General features: G+C 66.2%; 23 protein-coding genes. 12 read left to right on the forward strand and 11 right to left on the reverse strand.

Annotated features, from left to right (window positions below):
• Nucleotides 1-421: 421 nt before the first annotated feature.
• The gene (locus ACQR1E_RS20295) at nt 422-2,896 is read left to right on the forward strand and encodes a putative bifunctional diguanylate cyclase/phosphodiesterase (protein WP_316170247.1); all 2,475 of its coding nucleotides are present in this window, start codon (nt 422-424) and stop codon (nt 2,894-2,896) included.
• A 239-nt stretch (nt 2,897-3,135) separates the two neighbouring features.
• Here ACQR1E_RS20295 and ACQR1E_RS20300 read toward each other — a convergent pair whose 3' ends face one another.
• Nucleotides 3,136-3,699 (reverse strand): nitroreductase family protein, encoded by a 564-nt coding sequence (locus ACQR1E_RS20300; RefSeq protein WP_316170245.1) that lies wholly within the window; start codon nt 3,697-3,699, stop codon nt 3,136-3,138.
• Between the two features lie 286 nt (nt 3,700-3,985).
• Between ACQR1E_RS20300 and ACQR1E_RS20305 the strand changes: the two genes are divergently transcribed.
• On the forward strand, nt 3,986-4,888 hold the full coding sequence (locus ACQR1E_RS20305) for a hypothetical protein (protein ID WP_409999218.1): 903 nt from the start codon (nt 3,986-3,988) through the stop codon (nt 4,886-4,888).
• 127 nt (nt 4,889-5,015) lie between these two features.
• Here the strand turns inward: ACQR1E_RS20305 and thrS are convergent, their stop codons facing one another.
• Nucleotides 5,016-7,082, reverse strand: a complete 2,067-nt coding sequence (gene thrS / locus ACQR1E_RS20310) for a threonine--tRNA ligase (RefSeq protein ID WP_315826215.1) — start codon at nt 7,080-7,082, stop codon at nt 5,016-5,018.
• Nucleotides 7,083-7,397: 315 nt separating this feature from the next.
• Here thrS and ACQR1E_RS20315 point away from each other — a divergent pair, with 315 nt between their 5' ends.
• From ACQR1E_RS20315 to ACQR1E_RS20325, 3 genes are all read left to right on the forward strand, one after another.
• A complete protein-coding gene (locus ACQR1E_RS20315) occupies nt 7,398-8,696 on the forward strand; it encodes a hypothetical protein (protein ID WP_315826472.1) in 1,299 nt (432 codons plus the stop codon).
• Between the two features lie 109 nt (nt 8,697-8,805).
• Nucleotides 8,806-9,981 carry an MFS transporter gene (locus ACQR1E_RS20320; protein WP_316170244.1) on the forward strand — a complete coding sequence of 392 codons (1,176 nt, stop codon included), beginning with the start codon at nt 8,806-8,808 and terminating at the stop codon, nt 9,979-9,981.
• Between the two features lie 147 nt (nt 9,982-10,128).
• Complete coding sequence (locus ACQR1E_RS20325) at nt 10,129-10,479, forward strand: hypothetical protein (RefSeq protein ID WP_315714667.1); 351 nt, start codon at nt 10,129-10,131, stop codon at nt 10,477-10,479.
• Nucleotides 10,480-10,500: 21 nt separating this feature from the next.
• Here ACQR1E_RS20325 and ACQR1E_RS20330 read toward each other — a convergent pair whose 3' ends face one another.
• Nucleotides 10,501-11,712, reverse strand: coding sequence for an alpha/beta hydrolase (locus tag ACQR1E_RS20330; protein ID WP_409998609.1), 1,212 nt, complete (start codon nt 11,710-11,712; stop codon nt 10,501-10,503).
• A gap of 340 nt (nt 11,713-12,052) precedes the next feature.
• On the opposite strand from ACQR1E_RS20330, the gene ACQR1E_RS20335 reads away from it, so the two are divergent.
• Entirely contained in the window at nt 12,053-13,426 is a 1,374-nt protein-coding gene (locus ACQR1E_RS20335) for an APC family permease (RefSeq protein WP_315749466.1), read from the forward strand.
• A gap of 1 nt (nt 13,427) precedes the next feature.
• Complete coding sequence (locus ACQR1E_RS20340) at nt 13,428-14,666, forward strand: hypothetical protein (RefSeq protein ID WP_409998610.1); 1,239 nt, start codon at nt 13,428-13,430, stop codon at nt 14,664-14,666.
• Between the two features lie 9 nt (nt 14,667-14,675).
• Here ACQR1E_RS20340 and ACQR1E_RS20345 read toward each other — a convergent pair whose 3' ends face one another.
• Entirely contained in the window at nt 14,676-14,888 is a 213-nt protein-coding gene (locus tag ACQR1E_RS20345) for a hypothetical protein (protein ID WP_434897480.1), read from the reverse strand.
• 161 nt (nt 14,889-15,049) lie between these two features.
• A complete protein-coding gene (gene yidD, locus ACQR1E_RS20350) occupies nt 15,050-15,400 on the reverse strand; it encodes a membrane protein insertion efficiency factor YidD (RefSeq protein WP_315749469.1) in 351 nt (116 codons plus the stop codon).
• 262 nt (nt 15,401-15,662) lie between these two features.
• Here yidD and ACQR1E_RS20355 point away from each other — a divergent pair, with 262 nt between their 5' ends.
• Nucleotides 15,663-16,553 (forward strand): hypothetical protein, encoded by an 891-nt coding sequence (locus ACQR1E_RS20355; protein ID WP_315714662.1) that lies wholly within the window; start codon nt 15,663-15,665, stop codon nt 16,551-16,553.
• 110 nt (nt 16,554-16,663) lie between these two features.
• Here ACQR1E_RS20355 and ACQR1E_RS20360 read toward each other — a convergent pair whose 3' ends face one another.
• Nucleotides 16,664-17,125, reverse strand: a complete 462-nt coding sequence (locus ACQR1E_RS20360) for an iron-sulfur cluster assembly scaffold protein (protein WP_315826211.1) — start codon at nt 17,123-17,125, stop codon at nt 16,664-16,666.
• Nucleotides 17,126-17,353: 228 nt separating this feature from the next.
• Here ACQR1E_RS20360 and folE point away from each other — a divergent pair, with 228 nt between their 5' ends.
• The 4 genes from folE (at nt 17,354) to ACQR1E_RS20380 (ending at nt 21,158) form a co-directional block, all read left to right on the forward strand.
• Complete coding sequence (folE, locus tag ACQR1E_RS20365; protein WP_315714660.1) at nt 17,354-18,061, forward strand: GTP cyclohydrolase I FolE; 708 nt, start codon at nt 17,354-17,356, stop codon at nt 18,059-18,061.
• A 29-nt stretch (nt 18,062-18,090) separates the two neighbouring features.
• Entirely contained in the window at nt 18,091-18,519 is a 429-nt protein-coding gene (gene hisI / locus ACQR1E_RS20370) for a phosphoribosyl-AMP cyclohydrolase (RefSeq protein WP_315749472.1), read from the forward strand.
• Nucleotides 18,520-18,668: 149 nt separating this feature from the next.
• On the forward strand, nt 18,669-19,694 hold the full coding sequence (locus tag ACQR1E_RS20375; protein ID WP_316170242.1) for a lytic transglycosylase domain-containing protein: 1,026 nt from the start codon (nt 18,669-18,671) through the stop codon (nt 19,692-19,694).
• A gap of 288 nt (nt 19,695-19,982) precedes the next feature.
• Entirely contained in the window at nt 19,983-21,158 is a 1,176-nt protein-coding gene (locus tag ACQR1E_RS20380; RefSeq protein WP_315776675.1) for a DUF2336 domain-containing protein, read from the forward strand.
• A 270-nt stretch (nt 21,159-21,428) separates the two neighbouring features.
• Here ACQR1E_RS20380 and ACQR1E_RS20385 read toward each other — a convergent pair whose 3' ends face one another.
• From ACQR1E_RS20385 to ACQR1E_RS20405, 5 genes are all read right to left on the reverse strand, one after another.
• Complete coding sequence (locus tag ACQR1E_RS20385; RefSeq protein WP_315826209.1) at nt 21,429-22,013, reverse strand: Hpt domain-containing protein; 585 nt, start codon at nt 22,011-22,013, stop codon at nt 21,429-21,431.
• Between the two features lie 124 nt (nt 22,014-22,137).
• On the reverse strand, nt 22,138-22,683 hold the full coding sequence (locus tag ACQR1E_RS20390) for a response regulator (RefSeq protein WP_172107934.1): 546 nt from the start codon (nt 22,681-22,683) through the stop codon (nt 22,138-22,140).
• Between the two features lie 124 nt (nt 22,684-22,807).
• Nucleotides 22,808-23,587 carry an NAD kinase gene (locus ACQR1E_RS20395; protein WP_315714654.1) on the reverse strand — a complete coding sequence of 260 codons (780 nt, stop codon included), beginning with the start codon at nt 23,585-23,587 and terminating at the stop codon, nt 22,808-22,810.
• 161 nt (nt 23,588-23,748) lie between these two features.
• Nucleotides 23,749-25,902 (reverse strand): CHASE2 domain-containing protein, encoded by a 2,154-nt coding sequence (locus ACQR1E_RS20400; RefSeq protein ID WP_434897481.1) that lies wholly within the window; start codon nt 25,900-25,902, stop codon nt 23,749-23,751.
• 11 nt (nt 25,903-25,913) lie between these two features.
• Nucleotides 25,914-26,597, reverse strand: a complete 684-nt coding sequence (locus ACQR1E_RS20405) for a hypothetical protein (protein WP_315714652.1) — start codon at nt 26,595-26,597, stop codon at nt 25,914-25,916.
• Nucleotide 26,598: the final 1 nt, after the last annotated feature.

A 26,598-nucleotide genomic window follows, 5' to 3' on the forward strand; every position in this document is an offset into this window, starting at 1 on the left:
TTCAGCCATCGCGCAGGGAGGGCCGGGTTTCCGGCTGACCTGTGGTACCTGCCGCCTGCATTTTTTTCGCAGGCGGGCCACGGGCCTCAGTCGAGGTCCGGCTCTCCCTGCGCCCTCACATCATCATCGAGGGTGGAGAACGATGCATCAACCCGGGCGGATTCCGCCGCGGGATCGCGAGGTCGCATCATGTGCAGGGCAAGACGAGAGCGACACTACAGCGGGCGAGCAACATCATCGGACGATCGCCGTCGACCTCACGACCGGTGTCACAGTCGCTAATGCGCGATAACCATGGAACCACTTAAAACTGTCACAATCGCTGCGCGCAACGCGCGAAGCCAATGCATTTACAGCTCGTTAAAGCCGTGTCTGCTTCAGATACCGTCGGGACCGACAGGGTGGCGATTGAGTGGGAATGATGCGTGCCGCGACGACCAAGGCGTTGACGACGATCAGCAGCGATCTTTTTGACGACATTCCGGTGCTCAGGCGCAAATGGCAGGCGGCATTGAAGCCGGGCCAGCGCCTGCCGCGCTACGAGGACGTCATGCTGGGCAGCCTCGGCCGTCTCGCCGATCATATCGCGGTGCTCAACAACGAGGACGGTGGCCTCCAGATTTCGCGCAGCGGCCGCTACGTCCAGCAATGGCTGCAGGACGAGCGCTGGGACGTCGCGGTCGAAGCCGTGTCGCCGGATTGCGCCACCGTGCTGGTGGAGGCGGCCAATTGCGCGCTCGTTAGCGGCCAGCCCTATCTCGCTCATGCGCATTGCGTCCGCGACGGCATGGTCCGCAGTTATGACGTGCTGGCGCTGCCGACCAACTCGCGGTGGGGCAGTACGCTGGTCGGGACCTACGTCAACGAGCGCGACGCGCAATATAATCTGCTCGATGCGATCTTCTCGACGACGGACGACGGCGTGGTCTCGCTCGCGACCATCCGCGACAGCGTCGGCATGCCCTGCGATTTCCAGGTGGTTCATCACAATCGCGCGGCGGCCGACCTGCTCAGGCTGCCGTCGGCGACGCTGCAATGGCATCGGCTGAAGCAGGGCGGCAACATGCTGTGCACGCCCGAGGTGATGGCGCGGCTGTTCGACGTCGTCACGCACGGGCGGAGCGACCAGTTCGAGCTCGACAGCGAGGCGCGCAGTCTCAGGCTCGGCGCCCACGCCTTTGGCGACATCATTTCATTGACCATTGCCGACGTGACCGCGCTGAAGCGGCGCGAGGCCTCGTTCCGGCTGCTGTTCGACGCCAACCCGGTGCCGATGTGCATCCTCGATGCGAAGACCGCGCAGATCCTCAATGTCAACGATGCGATGGTCGGGCACTATGGCTACGGCCGGGCGGATCTGCTGTGCATGAATGTCTGGGATCTCTGGCCGCCGGGCGAATGGGAAAGCCTCGATGACGCGCTGCTGCGGCTGGCCGACGGTGATCTGTTTCACCGCGACTGGCGCCATCGCAAGGCCGATGGCAGCGAGATCGAGGTGCTGACCTACGGCCGCGAGATCACCTTCGATGGCCGCGACGGCGTGCTGGTCGCGATCGTCGACATCACCGAGCGTCGTCGCGCCGAGGCGCGCATCGCCTACATGGCGCACCACGACGGGCTGACCGGCCTGCCGAACCGCGAATTCTTCCAGCAGCGCCTCGCGCAGGAGCTCGACGGCGCCGGGGCGGCCGACCGCCGCATCGTGGTGATGTGCATCGACCTCGATCTGTTCAAGACCGTCAACGACTCCTTCGGTCATCCGATGGGCGACCGGCTGCTGCAGGCGGTCGCGGGCCGCCTGACACAGCAGATGCATGGCGGCAAGCTGGCGGCGCGGCTGGGCGGCGACGAGTTCGCGGTGATCATCAGTCAGAGCTGCGGCGCCAGCGACGCCAGTGAGTGTGCCGCCCGCCTGATCGCGGCGCTCAGCGCGCCCTATGACATCGACGGCAACGAGCTCGTGATCGGTGCCTCCATCGGCATCGCGCTGTCGCCGGGCGACGGCGCGAGCTGCGAGGAGCTGATGAAGAACGCCGACATGGCGCTGTACCGCGCCAAGCAGGACGGCGGCCGCGTGCATCGGTTCTTCGAAAAGGAGATGGACCGCCAGGCGCAGAAGCGCCGCGACATGGAGCACGATCTGCGCCGTGCCTTCGCCCAGGGCGAGTTCGAACTGCACTACCAGCCGTTGGTCGACGTCGCGACCGGCGCGATCTCCGCATTCGAATGCCTGCTGCGCTGGCGTCATCCCGACAAGGGCATGATCTCGCCCGCCGATTTCATTCCCGTGGCCGAGGACATCGGCCTGATCGTGCCGCTCGGCGAGTGGGTGCTGCGCGAGGCCTGTCACGAGGCGGCGCGATGGCCCGACGGCATCAAGGTCGCGGTGAATCTCTCTGCGGTGCAGTTCCGCAGCCGCAACCTCGTGCAGGTCGTGGTCCAGGCGCTGGCGCAGTCGGCGCTGGCGCCGGAGCGGCTCGAGCTGGAGATCACCGAGTCTATCCTGCTGGCCGAGACCGAGGCCAATCTGGCGACGCTGCATCAGCTTCGCCAGCTCGGCATCCGCATCTCGATGGACGATTTCGGCACCGGCTATTCCAGCCTCAGCTATCTGCGCAGCTTCCCGTTCGACAAGATCAAGATCGACCGCTCCTTCGTGAAGGACCTCGCGCAGCGCTCCGACTGCCTCGCCATCGTCCGCGCCATCTCCGGCCTCGGCAAGAGCCTCAACATCATCACCACCGCCGAGGGTGTCGAGACATCGGATCAGCTCGAGTGGCTGCGCGCCGAGGGCTGCAATCAGGTCCAGGGCTTTCTGTTCAGCGCGGCCAAGCCGGCCTCGGAGATCGCGGGCCTGCTGGCGCAGTTCGGCACGAGATCATCGAAGGCGGCGTGAGGATTAGAGGGAAGCGTACGGAATGTTGCACGCGGCTTCGGAGTGCCAATTAGTTGGGGGCTGAGGCGTCTCCGCACGTCATTGCGCGGCGCGGCGAAGCAATCCAGACGGCCTCCGCGGAGGAATCCTGGATTGTTTGCGCTCGCAAGGTTGGGCGGATGGAGCGTGGCGCGGCAATGAGCCGAGCGATCGCCGGGCGTCTGGTCCTCAAGGTCGCGCCGGTCCCGCGCGTGCCTTCGTCAGAACCGCGTCACGATGTCCGCGAGCGCCGGACGCGGCCGGTCCTCGCTCGGCTTGGCCGGCTTGCCGATGTGAATGAGCCCGGCGAGCTTCTCCTCCGGCTTGAGGCCGAGACCGTCCATCACGTCGCGGTCGAACATGAACCAGCCAGACAGCCAGCAGCCGCCATAGCCGAGTGCGGTGGCCGCGGTCAGGATGTTCATCGCGCTCGCGCCGGCGGAGAGCTCCTGCTCATAGGCCGGCACCTTGGGATGCGGCCGGGTGAAGCTGACGAGGCCGATCACCAGCGGCGCCTCCATGAGGCGATTCTTCTCGACCTCCAGCTCGGCGGCGCTCGCCTGCGGGTTCTTCCTGGCGAACACGGCCGCGATGACCTCGCCGGCGCGGCGGCGGCCGTCGCCCTCGAACACGATGAAGCGCCATGGCGCAAGCTTGCCGTGGTCTGGCACGCGGGCGCCGATGGTCAGAATGGTGTCGAGCTCGGCGGGCGAGGGGCCGGGGCCGCTCATCTCGCGCGGCTTCACGGAGCGGCGGGTCTTCAGCAGTTCAATCGCGTCGGTCACGTCGGTGGGTCTCGTTCGTTGCACGCGCGACAGATAGCATGGGCCTCCGCCTGCAACGAGACCACGGCACGGCGTTTTGATCGGTTCTACTGCACCCGGTGCTGCAGCCTTTGCGGGTTTCGGCGAAGACTTCGCGCGGGACGACGCGGATCAGGGCATATCCGATGCGGCCATCTGTCCTAAGCACGATATTCCCAGCGAATTGTCGAACCTTGGGCGGGCCGGTAAAAACATAGTGCTAAGAGATCCGCCGGGAGTTGCCTCGAGTGCAAGATCTGACGTGCCGATGACCGCACTGATTCCGTCACCTGACGCCGTCGCGCGGCTGCGCGGGACGGCTGGTTTCGCACGGGCGATGCGCGCGTCGACGGCATCGGCGATCAGGCTGTATCGGGGCGATCGCATCCTCAATGCGCTGCTGAGCGACCGGGCGCGGGCGCTGTTTCCGCACGTCGCGCTGTATCTGCATTTTGCCGAGCAGCGCGACGGCGAGCTCGGTCTCACCGTCGGCGCCATGAAGGAGATGTGTGCCAGGCTCGACCTGTGCAGCGGCGGCCGCTGCGAGGCCATGCTGGCGCTGATGCGGGCGACCGGGCTGGTGGCGTCGGCCTCGAATCTGGACCGCCGGCGGCGGCCGCTGGTCCCGACCGACAAGCTGATCGCGCTGCATCGCGAGCGCTGGGGCGTACAGTTCGACGCCATGAGCGCGGTGCTGCCGGCCGCCGTGGGTTACCGGGCTGCGTTGAACGATCCGGCCTTCGTGAAGAGCTTCGTGCTCGAGCTCGGCCGTCGCTTCATCGCCGGCGTCCGGATCCTCGACGGAGCGCCGGAGCTTGAGCCGTTTGCCGAACGGACCGCGGGCATGGTGATCCTGTTCAGCCTGGCCCAAGGCGCCGGGCCGGACCAGCCATTCCCGCCCGACGGCCCCGTGCCGTTCTCAATCAACGGTCTGGCGACCCGCTTTTCGGTGTCGCGCAAGCACGTGCTGACGCTGCTGCGAGACGCAGAGGAGAAGCGCCTGCTCATCCGCAGCACCGACGCCATCACCATTCTGCCGCTGGGGCGCGAGGCGATCGAGCGGATGCTCGCGACGATGTTTCTCTACATGGCCGAATGCGCCGACGTGGCGCTGCAGGCCGCGGGTCGAGACAGAGGTTCGGCGGATGCTGTCGCCAGTCTATCGGCGTAGCCGCGTAGCCCGGATGAGCGCGCGCCGGAGCCCGTCAGGGCGACGGCGGGAGCGACATCCGGGATCTCACGCGCTGTCGCGGCGACACCGCATGTCGCTGCGCTCGTGCGGGCTACGCGCTACGACGTCACGCCGCCTCGCGCTGACGGCGCCGCACGTCCGGCGGCGTCGCCTCGTCCACCAGGGCGGCGATGGCCTCCGCGGTCGGCATCACGGTCTGGCCGTCGCGGCCGAGCCGGCGGACGGAGACTGAATGCGTCTCGGCCTCCTTCTTGCCGACGACGAGCAGGGCCGGGATCTTCTGCAGCGAGTGCTCGCGGACCTTGTAGTTGATCTTCTCGTTGCGCAGGTCGATCTCGCATCTGAGCCCGGCGCGGCGCAGCGCAGCCAGCACCTGCTTGGCGTATTCGTCGCCTTCCGAGGTGATGGTGGTGACGACGACCTGGGTCGGCGCCAGCCACAGCGGGAAGCTGCCGGCATAGTGCTCGATCAGGATGCCGATGAAGCGCTCCATCGAGCCGCAGATCGCGCGATGGACCATCACCGGCGCCTTCTTGGCGCCGTCGGCGTCGATGTAGAACGCACCGAACCGCTCCGGCAGGTTGAAGTCGACCTGCGTGGTGCCGCACTGCCAGTCGCGGCCGATGGCATCGCGCAGCACATATTCGAACTTCGGCCCGTAGAACGCGCCTTCGCCCGGATTGATCTCGGTGCGGATGTGGTTGCTCTGCGCCTTGATCTCGTTCAGCACGGTCGCCATCACGCGCTCGGCGTGATCCCACATCTCGTCGGTGCCGACGCGCTTCTCCGGGCGGGTCGAGAGCTTCACCGTCAGTTCACCCTCGAAGCCGAAATCCGAGTAGGTCGACAGAATCAGGTCGTTGATCTTCAGGCACTCGTCGGCGAGCTGGTCCTCGGTGCAGAACACATGCGCGTCGTCCTGGGTGAAGCCGCGCACGCGCATCAGGCCGTGCATCGCGCCGGAGGCCTCGTAGCGGTGCACGACGCCGAATTCGGCGAGCCGCAGCGGCAGGTCGCGGTAACTCTTCAGGCCATGCTTGAAGATCTGCACGTGACCCGGGCAGTTCATCGGCTTCAGCGCGAACCAGCGCTTGTCCTCGGCCTCGTCGCCGGCGGACTGCGCCGCGAACATGTTCTCGCGATACCAGTTCCAGTGGCCGGAGGTCTCCCACAGCGACTTGTCGAGGATCTGCGGCGCGTTCACCTCGTCATAGTCGCCGGCGAGGCGCCGGCGCATATAGGCGATCAGCGCCTGGAAGATGCTCCAGCCTTTCGGATGCCAGAACACGACGCCTGGGCCTTCCTCCTGGAAGTGGAACAGGTCGAGCTCGCGGCCGAGCTTGCGGTGGTCGCGCTTTTCGGCCTCCTCGATCTGCTTGAGGTAGGCGTCGAGCTGCTCCTGCTTGGCGAACGCCGTGCCGTAGATGCGGGTCAGCATCGGATTGTTGGAGTCACCGCGCCAATACGCGCCCGCCACCTTCATCAGCTTGAAGGCGTTGCCGATCTTGCCGGTCGAGGTCATGTGCGGACCGCGGCAGAGGTCGAACCAGTCGCCCTGGTAGTAGATCTTGATCGGCTCCTCGCCGGGAATAGCGTCGACCAGCTCGACCTTGAAGGCCTCGCCCTTGTCGCGGAACACCTGCTTGGTCTTCTCGCGGTCCCAAACCTCCTTGGTGAAGGGTTTGTCGCGGCCGATGATCTCGCGCATCTTCTTCTCGATCGCGGCGAAGTCTTCGGGCGTGAACGGCTCGTTGCGGAAGAAGTCGTAGTAGAAGCCGTTCTCGATGACAGGGCCGATGGTGACCTGGGTGCCCGGCCACAGCGCCTGCACGGCCTCGGCCAGCACATGCGCGCAGTCGTGCCGGATCAATTCCAGCGCGCGCGGATCGTCGCGGTCGACGAGCTCGAGCCTGGCATCCTCATTGATCGGATCGTTGAGGTCGACGAGATCGCCGTTCAGCGCCATGGCGACGGTGCGTTTGGCGAGCGAGGGCGAGATGCCCTTGGCGATGTCGAAGCCGGTGGTGCCCCGGGGATATTCACGCCGGGCGCCGTCGGGGAAGCTGATGGTGATCTTCTCGACCGGGGCGGCGGGCTTCAGGTTGCTGAGGCTGTATTGGAAATTGGACTTTTGCTGGTCGGACTTGGAATCAGGCGATTTCGGATCGGACATGGGTCACTCCTTGAGCTCACTCCTGCGAACGAGCGCAGGTAAGCGGGAGCAAGGGGTATAGCAGGGGATTTTCAGGCTGCAACCGGGAGAGGGACGGGAAAACCGCCCAATTGCGGCTGGTGCGGCGATGCGGAGATTGCCGCCGCGGGCCGGTATGATACAACTTCAAGTGTTCGGGGCGTGGGGACGCGTTTGGCGATGGAGTCTGCAGGAGAGGCGCCGCTGTCTGTGTATCGGCGCGGCGGCATTCATGTTGGGGCCGCGCTGATCGTGTTCGTGTTGTCGAGCCTGTCGTCGTTCGCGGCCGTTCCGGCGATGCCAAAGCCGGCGACCCAGCCAAAGCCCGCGGCACATGCGAGGCCGGGTGCCCCGGCCAGGCCTGCAACGGAGTCCAGGCCGGCCGCGCGCCGCGCCGCGTCGCCGCGGGTCGCCGACGGCTCGACGCCGATTGCGTTCGCTCTCGTCAAGGGCTCCTCGGACGCCTGTGGACATGGCTGTGACAGCTGGATCGCCGCCGAAGGCAAGATCGACGGCGGCGCCGCGGCGCGCTTTCGCAAGTTCATGAAGCAGATCGGGGAGCGCAGACTGCCGATCTACTTCAATTCTCCAGGCGGCAATCTGCAGCAGGCGCTCGCCATCGGCGACATGCTGCGCGAGCGCAAGGCCGCCGTGCGGGTGGGACGCACCACCTTGCGCGAGTGCGGCTTCGAGCCTCAGGAGGGCGAAGCTTGTACCAAGCTGAAGCTGTCCGGGCGCGAGCTGCATGGCGAGGTCTGGACGCGGGGGGCGATGTGCAATTCGGCCTGTCCCTACATGCTGCTCGGCGCGCCCACGCGTGAGATCGCAGCGGATGCGACGCTCGCGGTGCATTCGCCGCGCGTCATCCTGAACTTCACCGGCGGCGTGCCGACCCGCGAGATGCGGGCGCAGGCGATGCAGCAGGCGATGGCGCGGGCCGACAAGATGGTGCTCGACTACATCACCAAGCTCGGCGCGGATCCCGCTCTGCTCACGGTGGCGCGGTCCGTCCCGTTCGAGAGCATGCGCATCCTGACGCGGGAGGAGATCGCGCGGTTTGCGCTCGACAGGCGGCAGCGGGTGGAAAGCCCCTGGATGTTCGAGACCGCCAGCCGTGGGATTGCCTACAAGACCATTCTCGCACGCAAGGACGGTGAGAGCACGTTCCAGACCACGCGCTTGCAGATGGTCTGCTTCGATCAGGACCGCTTCGAGCTCGACGTCGAGCGCATCGCGCCGGCCGGCTCGCCGCCGGGTCCGCTGGCGATGGCGAGCGGAGATATGCGGCTCAATTTCCTCTCGCCGCCGCGGCGGTCGGGCGATCGCGAGACCTGGGGCGTGTTCCTGAATGCAAGCCAGGTGAAAACGCTGTCCTTGATGCCGTCGGCCGAGCTGAGCGATTCCCTGTTGAATGTCGCGCGTCGCAATGTCTCGACATTTCCGGTGAGCAGCGAAGGCCTGCAATCTGCTCTGAAGATGCTGACCGAGAGCTGCCCGCCGTCCAAGGCCATCGCCCGTCCGACGAGTACGCCGGTTCCGTGGACGCAGATTCCCTCGCCGCAGGCCTCGGCGGCGCAGTCCGCCCCCGCGCCCTGACGAGAAGGGCGGCCAGGACGAAGGAGGGAGGAGGGAGGACGAGAGAAAGTCATGGGCGGCATGAGACATTTTCATGCAAATGCATGAAATTCTCTGCTATTGAGGCGCGATGACATCCACTTTCGCTTCCGGGCGCTTTGCGCCGACCGCGCTCATGCTCGGCAATCTCGTCACCGGCTGCTCGGTGCTCGCGCCCGCCGGCCTGCTGTCCGAGCTCGCCGCGGATCTCGCTGTCGGCGTTCAGACGGCGGGACTCCTGATCACCTTCGGCGCGGTGGTGCTCTGCATCTGCTCGCCCTTGACCGCCTGGCTGACGAGCCGCTTCGATCGCCGCCGTCTGCTCGCAGCGACGCTCATGGTCCTCACGCTCGGCAATCTCGCCTCGGCGTTTGCGCCCGATTATGCGAGCCTGCTGGTGCTGCGGCTCGTGATGCTCGCGGTCGGCGCGCTCTATACACCGCAGGCCGCCGGGACGGCGGCGCTGATCAGCCCGATCGAGAGACGCGGCAGCACCATCGCCTATGTCTTCCTGGGCTGGTCGCTGGCGGCCGCCGTGGGGCTGCCCATGATCACCTTCATCGGCAGTCATTCCGGTTGGCGGGCTGCCTATCTCGCCGTCGGTGCGGCCGGCGCGGTCAGCTTTGTTCTGCTGACATGGCGCCTGCCATCCGGCCTGAAGGGCGCGCCGGTTGCGTTGAAGACCTGGACCGAGCTCGGCCGTAACCGTCTGGTGGTTCTGCTGCTCCTGGTCACGACCCTGCAGATGTCGGGGCAGTTCGTGATCTTCACCTTCATGGGACCGCTGTTGAAGCGCCTGACTGGCGCGGACTCCAACCAGATCGGGCTGGTGTTCGCGATCTACGGCGCCTGCGGCTTTCTCGGCGTCGTCATCGCAACCCGGATCGTCGATGGCTGGGGGGCCTACCGGACATCGCTCTTGTTCACCTGCCTGATGTTCGCCGGTGTGTCGGCCTGGACGCTGGCGGCGGGCACCTACGGCCTCATGGCGGTGGCGGTCGCCATCTGGGGGTTGGGGTTTGCGTCCACCAATTCGATGCAGCAGGTTCGGCTGGTGGCAGCCGCGCCGCCGCTTGCCTCGGCCTCGGTGTCGCTCAACACCTCCGTGCTCTATATCGGCCAGGCCATCGGCTCCGCGATCGGCGGCAGCCTGTTTGCACGCGACCTGCTCGGAGCCACCGGCTACGTCGCACTGATGTTCCTAACTCTGGCGTTGCTGGCAATTCTGGCCAGCCGCCAGCGCGCGCGGACCGCGGTTCCGGCCTGAGCAGCGGGTTGGCGCTTGGCAAAGCCGGCCCGACCGGATTAAAGGCCGATGTCGTGGGGGTTGCTGGGGCGTGGATTCTGCCACGGCCGGCGAGTAGCATCGACGGACGTCCTCGCGTGCCCACGGGTCGGATGAGAGAGATATGGCATGAAGAAGATGATGTTGAGCCTGGCCGCAGTGCTGCTGTGCACCCCTGCGCTGGCCCAGAGCGCGCCGATGGTCGGTGACCGTCCGCTGGTGCAGGTCAAGCCGAAGGGGACGAAGACCGCCGCCGCCGCGCCGGCCAAGCCGCAATCGGCGGCCGCCAAGCTCCAGGCCTGCCTGGAGATCGACGACGGAACCAAGGAGCGCCTGAACTGCTACGACGCCGTCATTCCGCCGGCAGCCAAGCCGAAGGCGATGAAGGCCAAGGTGGTCGGCGACTGCAAGTTCACCAAGGAAGAGGATGAGCGGCTCGCCTGCTTCAACGGCTTCGTCGAGAAGCTTCCCAAGTCCTGAGGCATTGCGGCGGCCTCTGTCTCAGCGGCTCGACACGCGGTTCGACATGTCCTGGGCTCCGGCCGCGATCCGGATCGGCGGCTGGGCGGCCGCCATCTTGACCAGCACATCCTTGATCGGGTTGCGGGTCCATGCCTGCGTGACGTAGTCGCGATGGGTGATGCCCTCGTCGGTTTCGACGAAGACGACGCTGCCCGGGCGCAGCGGCCGGTCCATGTCCTCGGAGACTTCGATGCCGCGATTGCGCAGCATCGCCATCAGTTCCTGATCATGCCGCGCAGTGTAGCGCGTGTAGGAGCTGATGAAAAAGCCGGAGCGGTTGCGCTCGACCCAGTTGGCGAACTTGTCGAGCTGGCCGTAGACCGCATCGAGCAACACGACGCCGCGCACGCGGTCGCCGATGCCGCCGACCTCGAGGCTCCAGGCCGTGGGAAGGAAGCCACCGCTGTAGCCGACGATCACGATGGGCATGCCGGCGAACGTCTTCGCGGCGGCCGGATTGCCGGTCAGGCGGGCGAGGCTGGCCGCAGCCTCGTCCATGAAGCGCTTGAAGCCGCCGGGCTGCCAGAACTTGCCGGCGCTCGAATCGGCGGCGTCGACGGCCATCTGCGGCGCGAGCAGCACCGCGTTGACGCCGGCCGCAGTGATCTGCTGCGGCACCAACTGGCGGTCGCGCACGTCGCGCTCCAGCGTGGCGCCGTTGCCGTGGAAGAACACGACGATCACGCCCGGCTTGCGCACATCGAATTGTTCGGGGACGTGCACCAGCACACGGCTGTCGTTGTAGGTCTGGTCCTGCCAGTAGACGCGGCCGGACAAGCTGCGGTGGCCGCGGCGCTCACCGTTGCTGACGTTCAGGAATGGCGCGTCGGATGCCGGATTGTTACCGAAATAGGGAAAGGCCGACGACTGCATGCTGACGAGGGTCGTCAGATCCTCACGCTGCCGCCGTTCTGACCGTTGCGGCTCCAGCGATGCGATCTGTGAGGGCGCCGGCTTCGGAGCGAAGTCGGAGGGCGTGTGAAGCCGGAAGCTCTCCTGCGCGGACGGGAAGCGGTCGCTGAATTCAGGTGCCGGAAAACGATCGTCGAAGGTCAGCCCCTGGGCCGTCGATGCGTTGGCGGCCAACGCCTCGGGATTGGGCGCCTTGCCGCAATGCGTGAAGGAAAGGCAGATTGCCAGCGCCGATGCCGCGCGCCACCAGAGGCACGAGCCCCTGCGCACAGACGTCACCACTTTCTCGTCTTCCCCGATCATCCGTCCCCAAAGACGCGTTCGAGCCGCAACACGGCTCTTCAACCAGCGGATTTCGTTCAACCTGCGCCGCCGAAATTGAGGTCGCGTTAAGGATCGTGTCCGGTCGACCCCGGGCGTACCGGGACACACCACGCGAACGTGTCGCGATTGTGGGACGGCCGGCGGCCCGATGCAATGCCGCAGCCCAGCCCAGCCGAAATCGGTTCAAAAATACCCTTGAGGAAGGTCATATTTAACGCCCGTTAACGATGTTTGAATGCTTCGGCGGGAACCTGGGCTGAGGCAGAGGAAGGGGCGCCGGGCGTCCCTCGACGAGATGGCTGCATCCGAGGCGGACGATCCCGGCCGGGGCCGGACAGACGGCGACCGGGTTCCATCCGTGTCCTTGCCGGTCGCGACCGCGATCGTCATCGCCGACATGATCGGAGTCGGCGTCTTCACCAGCCTCGGCTTCCAGGTCCGGGACATCCCGTCCGGCTTCTCCATTCTGGCGCTGTGGGCGGTCGGGGGACTGGTGTCGATCTGCGGGGCGCTGTCCTATGCCGAACTCGGCACGATGTTTCCGCGCTCGAGCGGCGAATACAATTTCCTCACACGGGCGTTCCATCCGGCGATCGGCTTCATGGCCGGGTGGGTCTCGGCGACGGTGGGCTTCGCGGCGCCGGTGGCGCTCGCGGCCATGGCGTTCGGCGAATATGGTCGGGCCGTCATCACCAGTGCTCCGCCGATGCTGCTCGCCACGGGTGCAGTCTGGCTCGTGACAGCGGTGCAGCTCGGCGGCATCAGGCAGTCGAGCCGCTTCCAGCTGTTGTCGACCATGCTGAAGCTCGCGCTCATCACCGCCTTTCTCATCGCAGGCTACACCATTGCCGCCCCGCAGTCGGTCACTTTCCTGCCGACCGCGGCCGATATCGGCCACGTGACGAGTGCGGCGTTCGCAACCGGACTGGTGTTCGTGATGTACGCGTTTTCCGGCTGGAACGCGGCGACCTACATCATCGGCGAGCTGCATGCGCCGGAGCGGACCTTGCCGCGCGCGCTGCTGTTGGGCACCGTGATCGTTCTGGTGCTCTACATTGCGCTCAACGCTGTTTTCCTGCGGGCTGCACCGATGGACGCGCTCGCAGGCCAGCTCCAGGTCGCGAGCATCGCGGGCAGTCATATCTTCGGCGAGACCGGCGGGCGCTTCGTGGCCGCGATGATCTGCGTCGGACTGGTTCCTTCCATTGCCGCGATGATGTGGATCGGCCCGCGCGTGCTGATGACGATGGGCGAGGACATTCCGGCGCTGTCGGTGTTTGCGCGGCGCTCGCGTAATGGGGCGCCGGCCTATGCCGTGCTGTTCCAGCTCACGGTCGCCACCCTGATGCTGTTCACGGAAAGCTTCGAGGCGGTGCTGGACGTCGTCCAGTTCTCGCTGTTGTCCTGCTCGTTTCTCGCTGTGCTCGGACTGATCAAGCTGCGCATCGCGCAGCCCGAACTCACGCGACCCTACCGCGCTTGGGGCTATCCGGTCACGCCGTTGATCTTCCTCAGCGTGACCTTCTTCATGATGTACTATCTCATCACGACGCGGCCCTTGCAGGCAGGGCTCGGCGCAGGCGCAATGGCGTCGGGATTGGTGATCTATTGGTTCGCTCACGCGCGATCGCGCCGTATCGCCGCAACGCTCGCATCGGGTTCGGATTGAAATGCTGTTGGTCTCGAGAGTCTGGTTCGCCGTCGCATGTCTGATCCTTGCCATGAGCTTCGAGGCTCGGGCTCAGACCACCACGCCGGACGATACGGCGCGGGTGCTGGCGGGCATGCCGCCAGCAGCGGGCTCGCCGCTCCTGCCCTTCGTGCAGGATCCGGCGTGGCGGCGCCACGCGGCGTTCTTCGACAACGCCTTCAATCAGCTCGAGCAGCGACAATTGTCGAAGATCAGGGCCTGGGCGGATGCCAATCTGGCCGCGCCGCGGCCGTCGATGTTCTATTTCTTCTCGGGGCCGGATTTTCTCTATGCCGATGCCTTTCATCCGAAGGCAACGACCTATGTCCTGGCGGCACTCGAGCCGACGGGCCCGATCCCGGACCTGACCAGATTGCCCCGAGGCAGCATCGGCCCGGCGCTGTCCTATGTCGAACGCTCGTTGCAATCGGTCCTGAGCTTCTCCTTCTTCATCACCAAGGACATGAAGGTCGACTTGCGCGAAGGCGAGCTCGAAGGGACCTTGCCGATCCTCTACGTCTTCCTGGCGCGCACCGGCAAGACGATCCGCGAGGCCAGTCTGATCTGGTTGGACGAGAACGGCGGATTGCACGGCAACGACGAGGCGCCGACGCGCAATGCGACCAAGGGCGCGCGCATCCTGTTTGCCGGCGCCGACGGGGTCGCCAAGACGCTCTACTACTTCTCCAGCGATCTCTCCGATTCCGGCGTGAAGGCGAGCGGGTTGCTCAAGTTCTGCGAGCCGCTGGGGCCGGGCGACAGTCTCCTGAAGAGCGCGTCCTATCTGTTGCATGAGAACGGCTTCGGGCGGGTCCGTAGCTGGCTGCTGAAGAACAGCGCCACCATCATCCAGGACGATTCCGGCATCCCGCTCGCAAGCTACGAAGCGCGGGCTTGGCGTTTCCTGCCGTTCGGACGCTACGCCGGGCCGATCGACAAGTTTCCGGACATGTATCAGAGGAGCTATGCGAAGCTGTTCGAGCGCGCGCAGCCGCTGGAGTTCGGGATCGGCTATCGCTGGCGCACGCGTGAATCGAATGTCCTGCTCGCGGTGAGATCGCCTCCGGCCGACGCGACAGTCTCGGCCGAAGCGAGCGTCCTTCCAGAGACGGATTACCAGCCGCCGCCGCGCGCCCGGCGCGTGCCGCGGGCGCCGGAGCCGGTTCCTCTCTATCCGCCGCCGCGGCGCGACGATTTCATCTTCTGGCCGAGATGGTAGGGGCGAATCTCACCAGTGCACGCTCTGGCTGGGCACGATGTAGGACGTCGTCGGCGGGGGCAGGGCGGTGCTGTCCGTGAGATAGCGCCAGGCACCGACAATGACGATCAACAAAGCGATGATGCAGAGCAGGTCCACCTGGCGTGCGTCATGATGGCCGGCACGATCGGGACCGACACTCTTGCGCGCTCGGTGGCTTCTGGGGCTGATTGTCCAGCGCATCGTTGTTTCCTCCCGAAGGAAGGGTCACATCAATGCCAGTCCAAGCGGCGCGGTTCCTGCTGACAGCGCCGTCGCATTGCAGAAGCATAGTCCTGGCGTGGGATTTCGCCAGCGCCATCTGCGAGGTCGATCGATCGATTCGGTGCTTGTTGCGCTGCACCTCAGTTCGGCCCGTTGACGCCGCGCCATCGCGCATAGCGCCAAGGCAGGTACCAGCGGGCGCGCGCAGGAGCCGTCGTTGGGACGTTGTCGATGCCGGAGGTGCCAAAGGGCTGGCAGCGCAGCAGCCGGGCGAGCGTCATCCAGCCGCCTGCCCAGAGCCCGAAGCGCTCGATGGCTTCATCAGCATAGACCGAGCACGTCGGCAGGTGCCGGCAATTGTAGCCGACCAGCGGCGACAATGTGTGGCGATAAAGCCAGATCAGCGCGTGAGCCGCGCGGCGCGGGAGTCGCCCCAGCAGCGACCCGATGTGCGCAGAATGGCAGCCGATGTCGGAGCATGAGTGCTTCATGAGCGAAATGCCAGATGGATGTGCGAGCTTCTGACCGGTTCCTCGGCAGGGAACCCTGCTCTCGTTCATTTGTGGTGATGTGATGCAACAATGGCCAGTTTTCAGCGGCGCCGCAGCACGCCGCAGCTGGACGGTCGGTGATTGCCCGGATACGTTTCCCGACAAGGATGTGACAGACTAATAACGGATTTGAGGCCAGCTTGTCAGGTCTTTCCGCAAGAAAACCGAGGAACTGCGTACCGAGCTATACGAGGGGGACGGATTGCGCGTGAGATTGCTGCGGTCGCATGAATTGCGCTGGATGCTACTCGGTGTGGCAGCGCTTGGTTTGGTGGTCGGTGGGGCGATCACCGTTATGTCCAACACGGCGCGCGCCGGCGGCGCGCTCGAAGAGCGCAAACTCCCGATGCGGTTCGGTTGGGTCGCCTGCGAGCCGAATTGCGGCTGGGTCAGCGCGGTCGGGATCGTTACCGGCGACACGCCGAAGGATTTCGAGGATTTCGCGAGGGATCGGGACCTGACGGGCGCCACCCTGGTGCTCGACTCCAGCGGTGGTTCGGTCAACGACGCCATAACCCTGGGTCGCCGGTTCCGTGGGCTGAAGATGCGCACCACGGTCGGCATGACCCAGCGTCCGAGCCGCGCGGGTGACCGGCCGCGCGTGGTGCCCGAGGCCTATTGCGAGTCGATGTGCGTGTTCCTGCTGCTGGCTGGAACCACGCGTTATGTTCCGGACACCGCCCATGTCCGCGTTCACCAGATCTGGATGGGAGACCGAGCGGACGACGCCAAGGCGGCGAGCTATACGGCGCAGGACCTGATGATCGTCGAGCGCGACATCGGGCGTCTCGCCAAATACACCTTCGACATGGGCGGAGCGGGCGATCTGCTGTCGCTGGCGCTGAACGTGCCGCCCTGGGAGGACCTGCATGAGCTGTCGCGCGCCGAGCTGCGCCTCACCAATATCGTGACCACGGATCTGGTCGCCGAGGTGCTGCCGCCAAAGGGGGCGGTGCCCGTCGCCGAGCTCGCGCCGAAGCCGCAGGCCAGGGACAAGCAGCAGGACCGCTTCCCGGCCGCGCTCGACAAGCAACTCTCCCGCACCGCCGAAGCGCTTCCGGCGGCGACGGTGGCGGCGACGCCGCCGCAATAGGCAGCGACGTCGCTGGCGAACCGGCGCCAGCGTCCGAAAGGGGCGACCGGTGCCGTCACCCTCGTGCGAGCTGGCTATGTGATTTCGACGTGCGGGGGAATGATGCCGCCTCAGCCCTGGGCCGCGGCCGGCTGCTCGCCGTTGGCTTTGGCCTCGATCTGGCCGATCGCGTCCACCACGGCATCGAACGTCAGCATCGTGGAGGCGTGGCGGGCCTTGTAGTCGCGCACCGGCTCAAGCAGGGCGATGTCGGCCCATTTGCCTTCCGGCGGCGCACCGTTCTCCTTCAGCATCCTTCGCACCGTCTCCCGCAGCTCGCGCAGCTCCGCGGCGCTGGAACCGATGACGTGGCGGGCCATGATCGAGGAGGAGGCCTGGCCGAGGGCGCAGGCCTTCACGTCGTGGGCGAAGTCGGTCACCACGGGCCCGTCCATCTTGAGGTCGACCTTGACGGTCGAGCCGCACAGCTTGGAATGGGCGGTGGCGGTGGCGTCCGGGTGGTCCAGCCGTCCGAGCCGCGGAATGTTGCCGGCCAGCTCGATGATGCGCTTGTTGTAGATGTCGTTCAGCATTGTGCCTGACGTCCCGGAATTACCGGCGTGGCGGCCTTGGCGGCCGGGTTTCATCGCCCTATATTGCGAGTATATGGAAACGATTGGCAGGAATTCCAGCCACATCCACAGGCGTCCGGCGCGAGAGGCGCCAAGCCTGCGTGTGGCACCTCTGCAGGTGACGCCCTCAAGGTGATGCTGTGCCGGTGACACTCCGGTCGGACCGCCGACCGGTCGAACGGAGTTGAGATGGACACTTTGATCAAGACGTTGCGCGCGAACAAGCCCGAGGGCAAGCCGTTAGACGCCAAGCTGACTGACCCCCGCGCTGCAGAGCTCGATCCTGCCGATTTTCTCGCCGCCGCCGTGCGGCCGGATCGGCCACGGCCGTCGCGCGCGGAAGCCGAGGCCGCGGTTTACACGCTCCTGAATTACATCGGCGAGGATCCGACCCGCGAGGGGCTGGTCGACACGCCGCGCCGGGTCGTCGAGGCCTATGATGAATTGTACCAGGGCTATCACCAGTGCCCGGCCGAGGTGCTCGACCGCACCTTCGGCGAGACCGCGGGCTATGACGACTTCGTGCTGATTCGCGACATCGAGTTCACGTCGCAATGCGAGCATCACATGATGCCCTTCTACGGCCGCGCGCATATCGCCTATACGCCGGTCGAGCGGGTGGTCGGCCTGTCCAAGCTGGCGCGCCTGACCGACATCTTCGCCCGCCGCCTGCAGACCCAGGAGCATCTCACCGCCCAGATCGCGGCCGCGATCGACGAGGTGCTGAAGCCGCGCGGCGTCGCCGTCATGATCGAGGCCGAGCACACCTGCATGTCGGTGCGGGGCGTCGCCAAGCACGGCGCCATCACCTTCACCAGCCGCTTCACCGGCATGTTCAGGGACAATCCGGCCGAGCAGTCGCGCTTCCTGTCCATGGTGCGGTCGCCGCAACGGTAGGCCTGCCAACCCGTTGAGCAGAGAGTTTCGTGTCTTCATCCTCAGTTGAGCGCGAGGAGGGCTTGGCCTTCCTGCCCAAGTTCGACGCGGCCGGCCTCGTCACCTGTGTGACGACCGATGCCGTGAGCGGCGACGTGCTGATGGTCGCCCACATGAACGAGGAGGCCCTGCGCAAGACGGTGGCGACCGGCGAAGCCTGGTATTTCAGCCGCTCGCGCAATGCGTTGTGGCGCAAGGGTGAGAGCTCGGGCCAGACCCAGCGCGTGGTCGAGATGCGCACCGATTGCGACCAGGACGCGGTCTGGCTGCGCGTCGAGCAGGCCGGCGCGGCGTGCCACACCGGCCGCCATTCCTGCTTCTATCGCAAGGTCGAGCGATCGGATGACGGCAGCGGCGCGCGGCTCGTCTTCGTCGATGCCGACCGGCTGTTCGATCCGGCCGAGGTCTATCGCAAGTAGGCCAGCGACCTGCCTCCGGGCCTGTCCGGTCGTTCATTGGCCCGGCCGGGCCCGGCGAATTAACTCGCCATTAACCATACCCGCCGCATTTTGCCGGACGTTTCCGGCGCGTTCGTCTGCCAGCGAATCTGCAAACAGCGGGTCTTCCCATGTCGGTCGACGCATCCAACTCCTCGTCCACCGGTTTCCTCGATGGCGTCCGGGCGAAGGTCGCCGGCGCGATCAAGCAGGCCGCTGACAGCGTCGGCACCAGCTTCGAATATCTGCTGTCGACCGCCAAGATGGAGTCCGACTTCAATCCGACCGCCGGCGCCTCGACGTCATCAGCGCGCGGGCTCTACCAGTTCATCGACCAGACCTGGCTCGGCACGGTGAAGGAAGCCGGCGCCGATCTCGGCTATGGCCAATATGCCGACGCAATCACCCGGACACCGTCGGGCGACTACACCGTCAGCGATCCCGCCATGCGGCAGGCGATCATGAAGCTGCGCGACGACCCGCAGGCGTCGTCCGCGATGGCGGCTGCGCTCACGCAATCGAACAGCTTCCAGCTCGCCGGCAAGATCGGCCGCCGGCCGACCGATGCCGAGCTCTACATGGCGCACTTCATGGGTGTCGGCGGCGCCGCGAAGCTGATCACCAGCACCCAGGAGACGCCGAATGCGTCGGCCGCGCGGATGTTTCCCAGCGCCGCCGCGGCCAACCGGCCGATCTTCTACGATCGCGACGGACAAGCCCGCAGCGTGTCCCAGGTCTATGCGGTCCTGAACACGCGCTATGCAGGCGCCGCCAATTCCTCGGCCACCCGGGGCGCGCTTGCACTCTATGGTGGGACGAATGTCGCGGCCAATGCGGCCGGCGGCGGCGCGCTGCCGACCACCGACACCGCAACCTTCCTGTCGATGTTTCCGGATGCGCGCGGCTCATCCCGGTCCGGCTCCTCGACGACGGCCGATGCGTCGGCGGTCAACCGGCCGGCGGATCCGATGTTTCGTTCGCTATTCCAGGTTGATGGCCAGTCGAGCCAGGCGGTCTCGCCGACCGTGCGCGAGTTGTGGGGCCATTCATCGGTTGCCAGCGCGACCCCGTCGGAGAGCGGCAGTATCGACGCCAGCGGCAATGGTCAGCGCAGGCTCGACCTGTTCAGCGATCCGCACGGCACCTTCTCGGGCTGATGCGCCGGCGAAGGCGGTCGCGCTCGTCGCTGAACCATTGATCAAAAAGAACTATTTTGAAGTCCCGCCGCGGCTCGCGCCGCTGGCGGCGGCCGCATTTCCCCCGTCGGATTACGGCCAAATGCGACGTTGAGTGGTACCATAGTATGTAAACAATCTGCCGCCTTAACAAAACATCAACAAAACCAGCCACTTATGGTGAACGCTTTGTTAAGCGTCGTGGTTTATTTTCGGTGCTGTTGAGGCCCTCGTGGCCTTTGTCTGCAAGTTGCGTAAGCCGGAAAGACCATGATCGTTCGGCAGTTTCTCAGTTGGGTCAGAACCGCACCCGCCGGTGAGCGGGCAGAGGCCACCAGGGCGCTCGCGCGGGCGTGGTTGTTGTCGGATCTCTGCGATGAGGATCGCGGCGCCGCGGAGGGCGCGCTCCTCATGCTGCTGGACGATCCGTCGCCGTTGGTGCGTCAGGCCATGGCGGAGGTGTTCGCCCGCTCGGAGGAGGCGCCGGCCGCCATCGTCCAGGCGCTCGCCACCGACCAGGCTTCCGTGGCCGCCATCATCCTCGAACATTCGCCGCTGCTGATCGATGCCGACCTCGTCGACATCGTCGCGACCGGCAACTCCGACACGCAATGCGCGATCGCGCGCCGCGTCGGCCTGCCGGCGCCGGTCTGCGCCGCGATCGCCGAGGTCGGCAGCGCCGCCGCCGCGCTCGAGCTGATCGAGAACGCCTATGCCGAGCTCGCGCCGTTCTCCTGGGACCGCATCGTCGAGCGCCACGGCCATCTCGCCGCCATCCGCGAAGCGATGCTGGTGCTGGACGACCTGCCGGCCGCGACGCGGGCGGCGCTGGTCGACAAGCTCTCCGAGACACTGGCGCAGTTCGTCGTCGCCAGGAATTGGCTCAGTGCCGACAAAGCAGGGCGCATCACCAATGAGGCGCGCGACCGCTCGACCATCACCATCGCGGCGCGCTCGCGCGGCGAGGAGCTGCGCGGGCTGGTCCAGCATCTGCGCGCAACCTCGCAACTCACCGCGGGCCTGATCCTGCGCGCGCTTCTCTCCGGCAACGTCGAATTGTTCGAGATCGCGCTATCGGAGCTCGCCGACATGCCGCGGGCGCGGGTGTCGGCGCTGCTCAACGATCGCGGTCGCGCCAGCCTGCAGGGGCTGCTGCGCAAGGCCGGCATTCCCGACACCACCTTCGACGCGTTCAGCATCGCGCTCGAGGTCTGCCGCGAGAACGGATTTGCCGACACCTTGAGCGGAGCAGCGATCCTGCGCCGCAAGATGGTGGAGCGCGTGCTCACCCATTGCGCCACCGACCGTGATGCCGCCGAGCCGTTGCTGATCCTGCTGCGGCGCTTCGCCACCGAATCCGCACGCGACGAGGCCCGCGAGTTCTGCGACGAGGTGATGGCGGAGGATTTCGTCGCCGGGCTGGAGTTCGGACTGATCGCGGCCTAGCGCAGCTCGCCTGTTCGTCCGCGGATTCCTCAGCAGATCAAGGCCGACATCTCTCCGCCCGTCATTCCAGGGCGCGCGAAGCGCGAGCCCGGAATCCATAACCACAGGGCAACGTGCCGAGGCAAGCCGTCACCGCTCGCGCGCCTCACATTCCATTCTATGGCGATGGATTCCGGGCTCATCGCTGCGCGATGCCCCGAAATGACGCCAGGATGGATGGCGGCCAACGATCCTGCGATGGAATACACGGATAGTGAGCGGCCTGCCGGCCTATGGCTGATCGCTCGGCACGAGGCTCGGCGCCAGGATCGCTTCGAGATGCTCAGGCCGGTTGCGGTTGACCTGGATCAGATAGTCGTCCGCCACGCGGCGCAGCCGGCGGCTCAATTCGCCTGCGACCGTCGCGCTGTCATACTTCGTATGATCATGCACGATCGCCTGGATGGCGTTGACGTGATGCTCGAACAGCTCGGCGGGGACCTTTTCGAGGTCGGGCGCGTGCTCGATGATCCGGCACAGGCTATCGGCAACCTCGGCAGCGGCGGGATAGCCGAAGGTCGCTGCGTCGCCCTTGATGTCGTGGGCGGCGCGAAACATCTCCTCGCAGGCGTCGTCGTCGAAGCCGGTCTTGAGCACTGCTGCATAGGCCTTGGTCAGACGATCGGCCTCGGTGTCCATCCACGATTTGAACTCGCCGGACAGTCCGGCCAGCGCGGCTTCCGCGCGTGCGATCGGATCGTCGAGATCCTTCTCCTCGGCGCGGCGCAGCACCTTCTTCAGCGGATTGGGCTGGGTGATGACGTGATGCGAGGCGTAGGTCTTGACCTGGACCGCCGGGGCCTTGTCTTTCGCCATCTCGATATCCCCTGATGATGCCGACCAACGCAAATCGACTCACTTCCCCGATTCATAGCCGAGGACCTTGGCGCGCTGGGCGCCGATCCCCCGATTGCGTTAACGCGGGCTCACTGCCGCGCCCCTAAACTGCGGAGCGCGCTTTATCCAGAAGTGACGGCTGCTGGAAGATCTCCGCCTCGCCGCCGATCCGGCGCTCCGGCCCGATATAGGCGGTGTTGGTGTTGCGGCGCCGGTCCGGGCCGAAATAGGTCTTGGTCTTGATGAAGGGCCGCGGATTGGCGACCACGTTGAGGATGCGCTGATACAGGCCCTTGGCCGAGATCGGCTTGGCGAGGAATTCCGTGACGCCGGCGTCGCGCGCGACGGTGACGCGGCGCTTCTCCGAATGTCCCGTCAGCATGATGATCGGCGCGTAGGGATTGCCCTTGGCTTCCGGCTGCCGGATCATCTGCGCGAGCTCGAGGCCGTCGAAGATCGGCATTGCCCAGTCGGTGATGACGATATCCGGCGAGAAATGAGTATACATCTCGAGTGCGGTCGCGCCGTCCTCGGCCTCGTTGACCTCGCGGGCGCCGAACGAATGCAGCAGCGTGCGCAGGATGCGGCGCATGTGCGGATTGTCGTCGCAGACGAGAAAGCGCAGCTTGTTGAAGTCGATGCGGTACATTTGGCCGGCCCGAAGGGATCACCGGTGATGGCGGTATACCCGCATTAACCATACGGAGCCGCGGGTTAACAAAGCGTTGCGCAGGGCGGCCACGGAGCAAAAAGGCGCGGAAAACCGCCCGATGTCAGTAGCCGAACTGCTCGCTCAGGATCCGCTCTTCCAGGCTGTGGCCGGCGTCGAACAGCATCCGCATCGAGATCGTCTTGTCGGAGAGCACCTCGACCCGCTGGACGTTGCGGACCTCGTCATGGTCGGCCACCGCCGCGACCGGCCGCTTGTCGCCTTCGAGCACCTCGATGATCACATAGGCCGTGTTCGGCAGCAGGGCGCCGCGCCAGCGACGCGGCCGGAACGCGCTGATCGGCGTCAGCGCCAGCAGCGCGGCGTTGATCGGCAGGATCGGGCCCTGCACCGAGAGGTTATAGGCGGTGGAGCCTGCGGGCGTGGCGACGAGCACGCCGTCGGCGATCAGCTCCGGCATGCGCTCGCGCTCATCGATCAGGATGCGCAGCCGCGCCGTCTGTGCCGTCTGTCGGAACAGGTAGACCTCGTTGATGGCGTGGTGGATGTGAACGACGCCCGCGGCATCGGTCGCCCGCATCAGCAGCGGATGGATCACCGATTCCTGGGCCGCTTCGAGCCGTCCGTGCAGATCGATCGTGCTGAACTCGTTCATCAGGAAGCCGACCGTGCCGCGATGCATGCCGTAGATCGGCTTGCCCGAGCGCATGTGGTCGTGCAGCGTCTGGAGCATCAGGCCGTCGCCGCCGAGCGCGACCACGACGTCCGCGAGGTCCGGATCGGAGTTGCCGTACAGCGCGGAGAGCTGCGTCAGGGCGGCCTGGGCTTCGGCACTCGGACTCGCGACGAAGGCGATCCGCTCATATCGCTTGGACGTGGTCATGCGTCGCAGGGCTCGCTGGTCGGTTGGCCGGTGACAGGCGCCGTGTCGTCTAGCCGACCTTGCCCGTGCTTGTCCATCGCGGCCGGTATCCTGGGGCAATGGGGCCGGGATGAGGCTGATATGGCCCGGACGTGCGCGCACGCACGGAAGTCATCGTGGCGTCATTTTTCCTGCAGGCTGCGCACGGGGTCCCAGGCCAGGGACCCGGTCGCCAAGCTTGCTTTCACGCGTTCGGCGAAGAAGTGGCTTGGCGGATCGCTCAGTGCGCTTTGCGCGAAGCAGTCGACCGCTTGCGGCAGCTCGCCGGCGCGCCAGTGCGCAAGGCCTGTGGCATAGCTGGTGAGGAGGGCCTGTTCCTCCGGCGTGAGCTCGGCTGCGCGGCCATGCAGCTCGTAGATCTTCAGTGACTGCTCGCGGCCCTTGACCCGGATGGTGTCGAGCTCGCGCCAGGCAAACTCGGTGCCGGCGAGCGCCACCGTGCTCTCGGAGGCGATGATCGTGGTGCCGTAGAATTTGTTGGCGCCCTCCAGACGCGAGGCCACGTTCACGGCGTCGCTCATGACGGAGTAATTGAAGCGGCGTTGCGAGCCAAAATTGCCGACCAGCGCGGCACCGCTGTTGATGCCGATGCGCTGCGCCACCTTGATGCCCTGGAACGCCGTCGACGAATGGTTGAGCTCGGCGAGCTTCGCCTTGCAGTCGAGCGCCGCACGCGCCGCGCTGTGCGCATGGTCGGGATCGTCGAGCGGAGCGCCGAACACGGCGACCACGGAGTCGCCGATGTATTTGTCGACATAGCCGTCGTGGCTTTCGATGACGTCGGTCATGGCCGAGAGATATTCGTTGGTGAGCGCCATGAGCTGCTCCGGCGTCATCTGCTCGGCGAGGCGCGAGAAGCCCTCGATGTCGGAGAAGAACACGGTGACCTCGCGGGTCTCGCCGCCGAGCTGCGGCAGCCGGCGCGAGGCGAGCATGCGGTCGATCTCGTGCGGTGCGAGGTAATAGGCAAAGCTCTTCTGCAGCAGCCTGCGGTCCTTGTCGGTGACCATGAAACGATAGCCGGTGGTCGCAGCCAGCGCGAGCACGCCGGCTGCGAGCGGCTCCGTCAAGGGCAGCCCGTAAGAATGGTCGAAGAGGATGGTGGCGAGCGCGGTATAGAGCAGCGCGAGCCCTGCCAGGATTGCCGCTGCAGAGGCGGGGCGCAGCAATCGGGCGAGCAGCGCAGCCAGCAGGGCGATGGTTGCGGCGATGGCGAAGATCGCTGGGCGTCCGAGCTCGGTGATCGCGTCGTGCCGAACCAGATTGTTCACCGCCGTGGCGTGGATGTAGACGCCGGCAATGGTGCTGCGGGCGAACGTCTCGGAGATCCTGCGCTCGTCCAGAACGCAGCGCGGCCGCCGCGCGCCCTCGGCGCGGGTTGCGAAGCGCTTCGAGGTGAGCCGCCGATCCTCGATCCCGACGGTGCCGAGCAGGACGACCTTGCCGGCGAACTCGCGGCGAAAATAGTCCTTGTCGCCCTTGAGCGCGCAGGCGCGCAAGTCGGCAAACGAATAGGTTGGAATGTCCTGCGCGCCGCCGGCGAAATTCAGGGTCATGGTGCTCGGCACGCTGCCGGGCACCTCGTACGCACCGAGTGTGACGCCATCCGCGGCAATGACCGGCGCGGTGCTGGCTGCGCGCCCCGCCAATTCCAGCGCCATGCTCGGAACGGCCTTGCCGTCGACCGACAGCGTCAGCGGATGGCGGCGGACGACATCGTCGCTGTCGGTATAGGTGTTGAGCGGACGAAGGTTCTGCTGCTGGCGCACCGCGATGCGCTGTCCGGGCGCGGGCAGGATCGGCGGCTCGGCAAAGATCTCGCCCAGCACCACCTTGCCGCCGGCGGCCGCGGCCGCGAGCGCACGCAGGAAGTCGCGATCGAAGCCGCGCGTCTTCTCGCCGAGAGTGCTGTCGCCGAGCGGAATCTCCGACTGCTCGATCGAAGTCTGGAACACGATGTCGAAGCCGACCACCTTGGCGCCGCCGTCGAGGACGGCCGTCAGCACGCGCCCGATCTCGCCGGTCCAGGTCAACAGCGGCGCGCCCTTGAAGGGGGGCGCCTGGTAGCTCTCCTCGTCGACCGCGATCACCACCGCCGGACTCGCTGCTGCATCGTGACGGTTGCCGAAGGTCTCGAAGCGCAGCCATGTCAGTGCATCCAGCGACAGGCCGCGGCCGCGCTCGAAGAGGGGCGACACGAACAGGCCCGCGCACGCCAGCGCGATGGCGATGACGGCAAGCGCGTCGCGCGTCCGGCGTCCGATCGCCACCGACAAGAGCTTTCGGCTCAGTTGAACCGGATCAATCGCCCGACCGCAGGGCCGGGGCCTGCCTTGGCCTGTGCATCGACCTTGAACACGATGCGCAAGTTGCTGAAGCTCGCGACATAGGTGCCGCCGGGCGTGAGCGGGTGACTGGTGCCGGCGAAATCGTAGAATCGTCCCTTGTACTGCCGGCCCGAAAGCTCGACCTGCTGGCGCTCGCCGGGCTGGTCGAGGCGTTCGACGGTCAGCGTGCCGCGCCCTTTGGCCTCGAAGATGGGCGACGCGCTGTAGATGATCGCCTGCGCCACCGGCGCGCTGTCCGGTCCGACGCTGCGCACGATCGTCGCCGCGACCTCGCTGGTCTCGCGCGAGGTGGCCTGTGCATGGCTGGCGTCGCAATTGACGATGTCGCTCTTGAGCGTCGCGCCGTCGACCGTGCTTTCGCCGGGGCCGACGGTGACACTGCCGGCGCCGTTGACCGTCTCGCGCCGGCACGATTTGAGGTAGCTCATCACCACGGCGCCATCCGGGCCGAGCTTGATCACCTGGCCGGGCGCGACATAGTCCATCAGCTCGGCGCCGGCCACATCACCCTGGACGTCCTCGACCAGCGCCGCCGGCGGACCGGCCCAGGCCGCCGGCGATCCGATCACGGCCGGTCCGGCGAGCCCGGAGAGGGCTGCGATGATGAGCGTCGGCAACTTCATG

Origin of the sequence: Bradyrhizobium sp. HKCCYLRH1030, from assembly GCF_051168395.1 — a bacterium.
In the GTDB taxonomy this organism is placed as follows: Bacteria; Pseudomonadota; Alphaproteobacteria; order Rhizobiales; family Xanthobacteraceae; genus Bradyrhizobium.

Excerpts from the sequence above, each read along its gene's own strand:
- ACQR1E_RS20405 (WP_315714652.1), bottom strand. The coding sequence starts at position 26,597 with ATGAAGTTGCCGACGCTCATCATCGCAGCCCTCTCCGGGCTCGCCGGA.
- ACQR1E_RS20375 (WP_316170242.1), top strand. The coding sequence starts at position 18,669 with ATGTCGGTCGACGCATCCAACTCCTCGTCCACCGGTTTCCTCGATGGC.
- ACQR1E_RS20315 (WP_315826472.1), top strand. The coding sequence starts at position 7,398 with ATGCCAAAGCCGGCGACCCAGCCAAAGCCCGCGGCACATGCGAGGCCG.
- thrS (WP_315826215.1), bottom strand. The coding sequence starts at position 7,082 with ATGTCCGATCCGAAATCGCCTGATTCCAAGTCCGACCAGCAAAAGTCC.
- ACQR1E_RS20385 (WP_315826209.1), bottom strand. The coding sequence starts at position 22,013 with ATGGCGAAAGACAAGGCCCCGGCGGTCCAGGTCAAGACCTACGCCTCG.
- yidD (WP_315749469.1), bottom strand. The coding sequence starts at position 15,400 with ATGAAGCACTCATGCTCCGACATCGGCTGCCATTCTGCGCACATCGGG.
- ACQR1E_RS20340 (WP_409998610.1), top strand. The coding sequence starts at position 13,428 with ATGCTGTTGGTCTCGAGAGTCTGGTTCGCCGTCGCATGTCTGATCCTT.
- ACQR1E_RS20320 (WP_316170244.1), top strand. The coding sequence starts at position 8,806 with ATGACATCCACTTTCGCTTCCGGGCGCTTTGCGCCGACCGCGCTCATG.
- ACQR1E_RS20390 (WP_172107934.1), bottom strand. The coding sequence starts at position 22,683 with ATGTACCGCATCGACTTCAACAAGCTGCGCTTTCTCGTCTGCGACGAC.
- ACQR1E_RS20345 (WP_434897480.1), bottom strand. The coding sequence starts at position 14,888 with ATGCGCTGGACAATCAGCCCCAGAAGCCACCGAGCGCGCAAGAGTGTC.
- ACQR1E_RS20395 (WP_315714654.1), bottom strand. The coding sequence starts at position 23,587 with ATGACCACGTCCAAGCGATATGAGCGGATCGCCTTCGTCGCGAGTCCG.
- folE (WP_315714660.1), top strand. The coding sequence starts at position 17,354 with ATGGACACTTTGATCAAGACGTTGCGCGCGAACAAGCCCGAGGGCAAG.
- ACQR1E_RS20360 (WP_315826211.1), bottom strand. The coding sequence starts at position 17,125 with ATGCTGAACGACATCTACAACAAGCGCATCATCGAGCTGGCCGGCAAC.
- ACQR1E_RS20325 (WP_315714667.1), top strand. The coding sequence starts at position 10,129 with ATGAAGAAGATGATGTTGAGCCTGGCCGCAGTGCTGCTGTGCACCCCT.
- ACQR1E_RS20305 (WP_409999218.1), top strand. The coding sequence starts at position 3,986 with ATGACCGCACTGATTCCGTCACCTGACGCCGTCGCGCGGCTGCGCGGG.
- ACQR1E_RS20295 (WP_316170247.1), top strand. The coding sequence starts at position 422 with ATGCGTGCCGCGACGACCAAGGCGTTGACGACGATCAGCAGCGATCTT.
- ACQR1E_RS20335 (WP_315749466.1), top strand. The coding sequence starts at position 12,053 with ATGGCTGCATCCGAGGCGGACGATCCCGGCCGGGGCCGGACAGACGGC.
- ACQR1E_RS20380 (WP_315776675.1), top strand. The coding sequence starts at position 19,983 with ATGATCGTTCGGCAGTTTCTCAGTTGGGTCAGAACCGCACCCGCCGGT.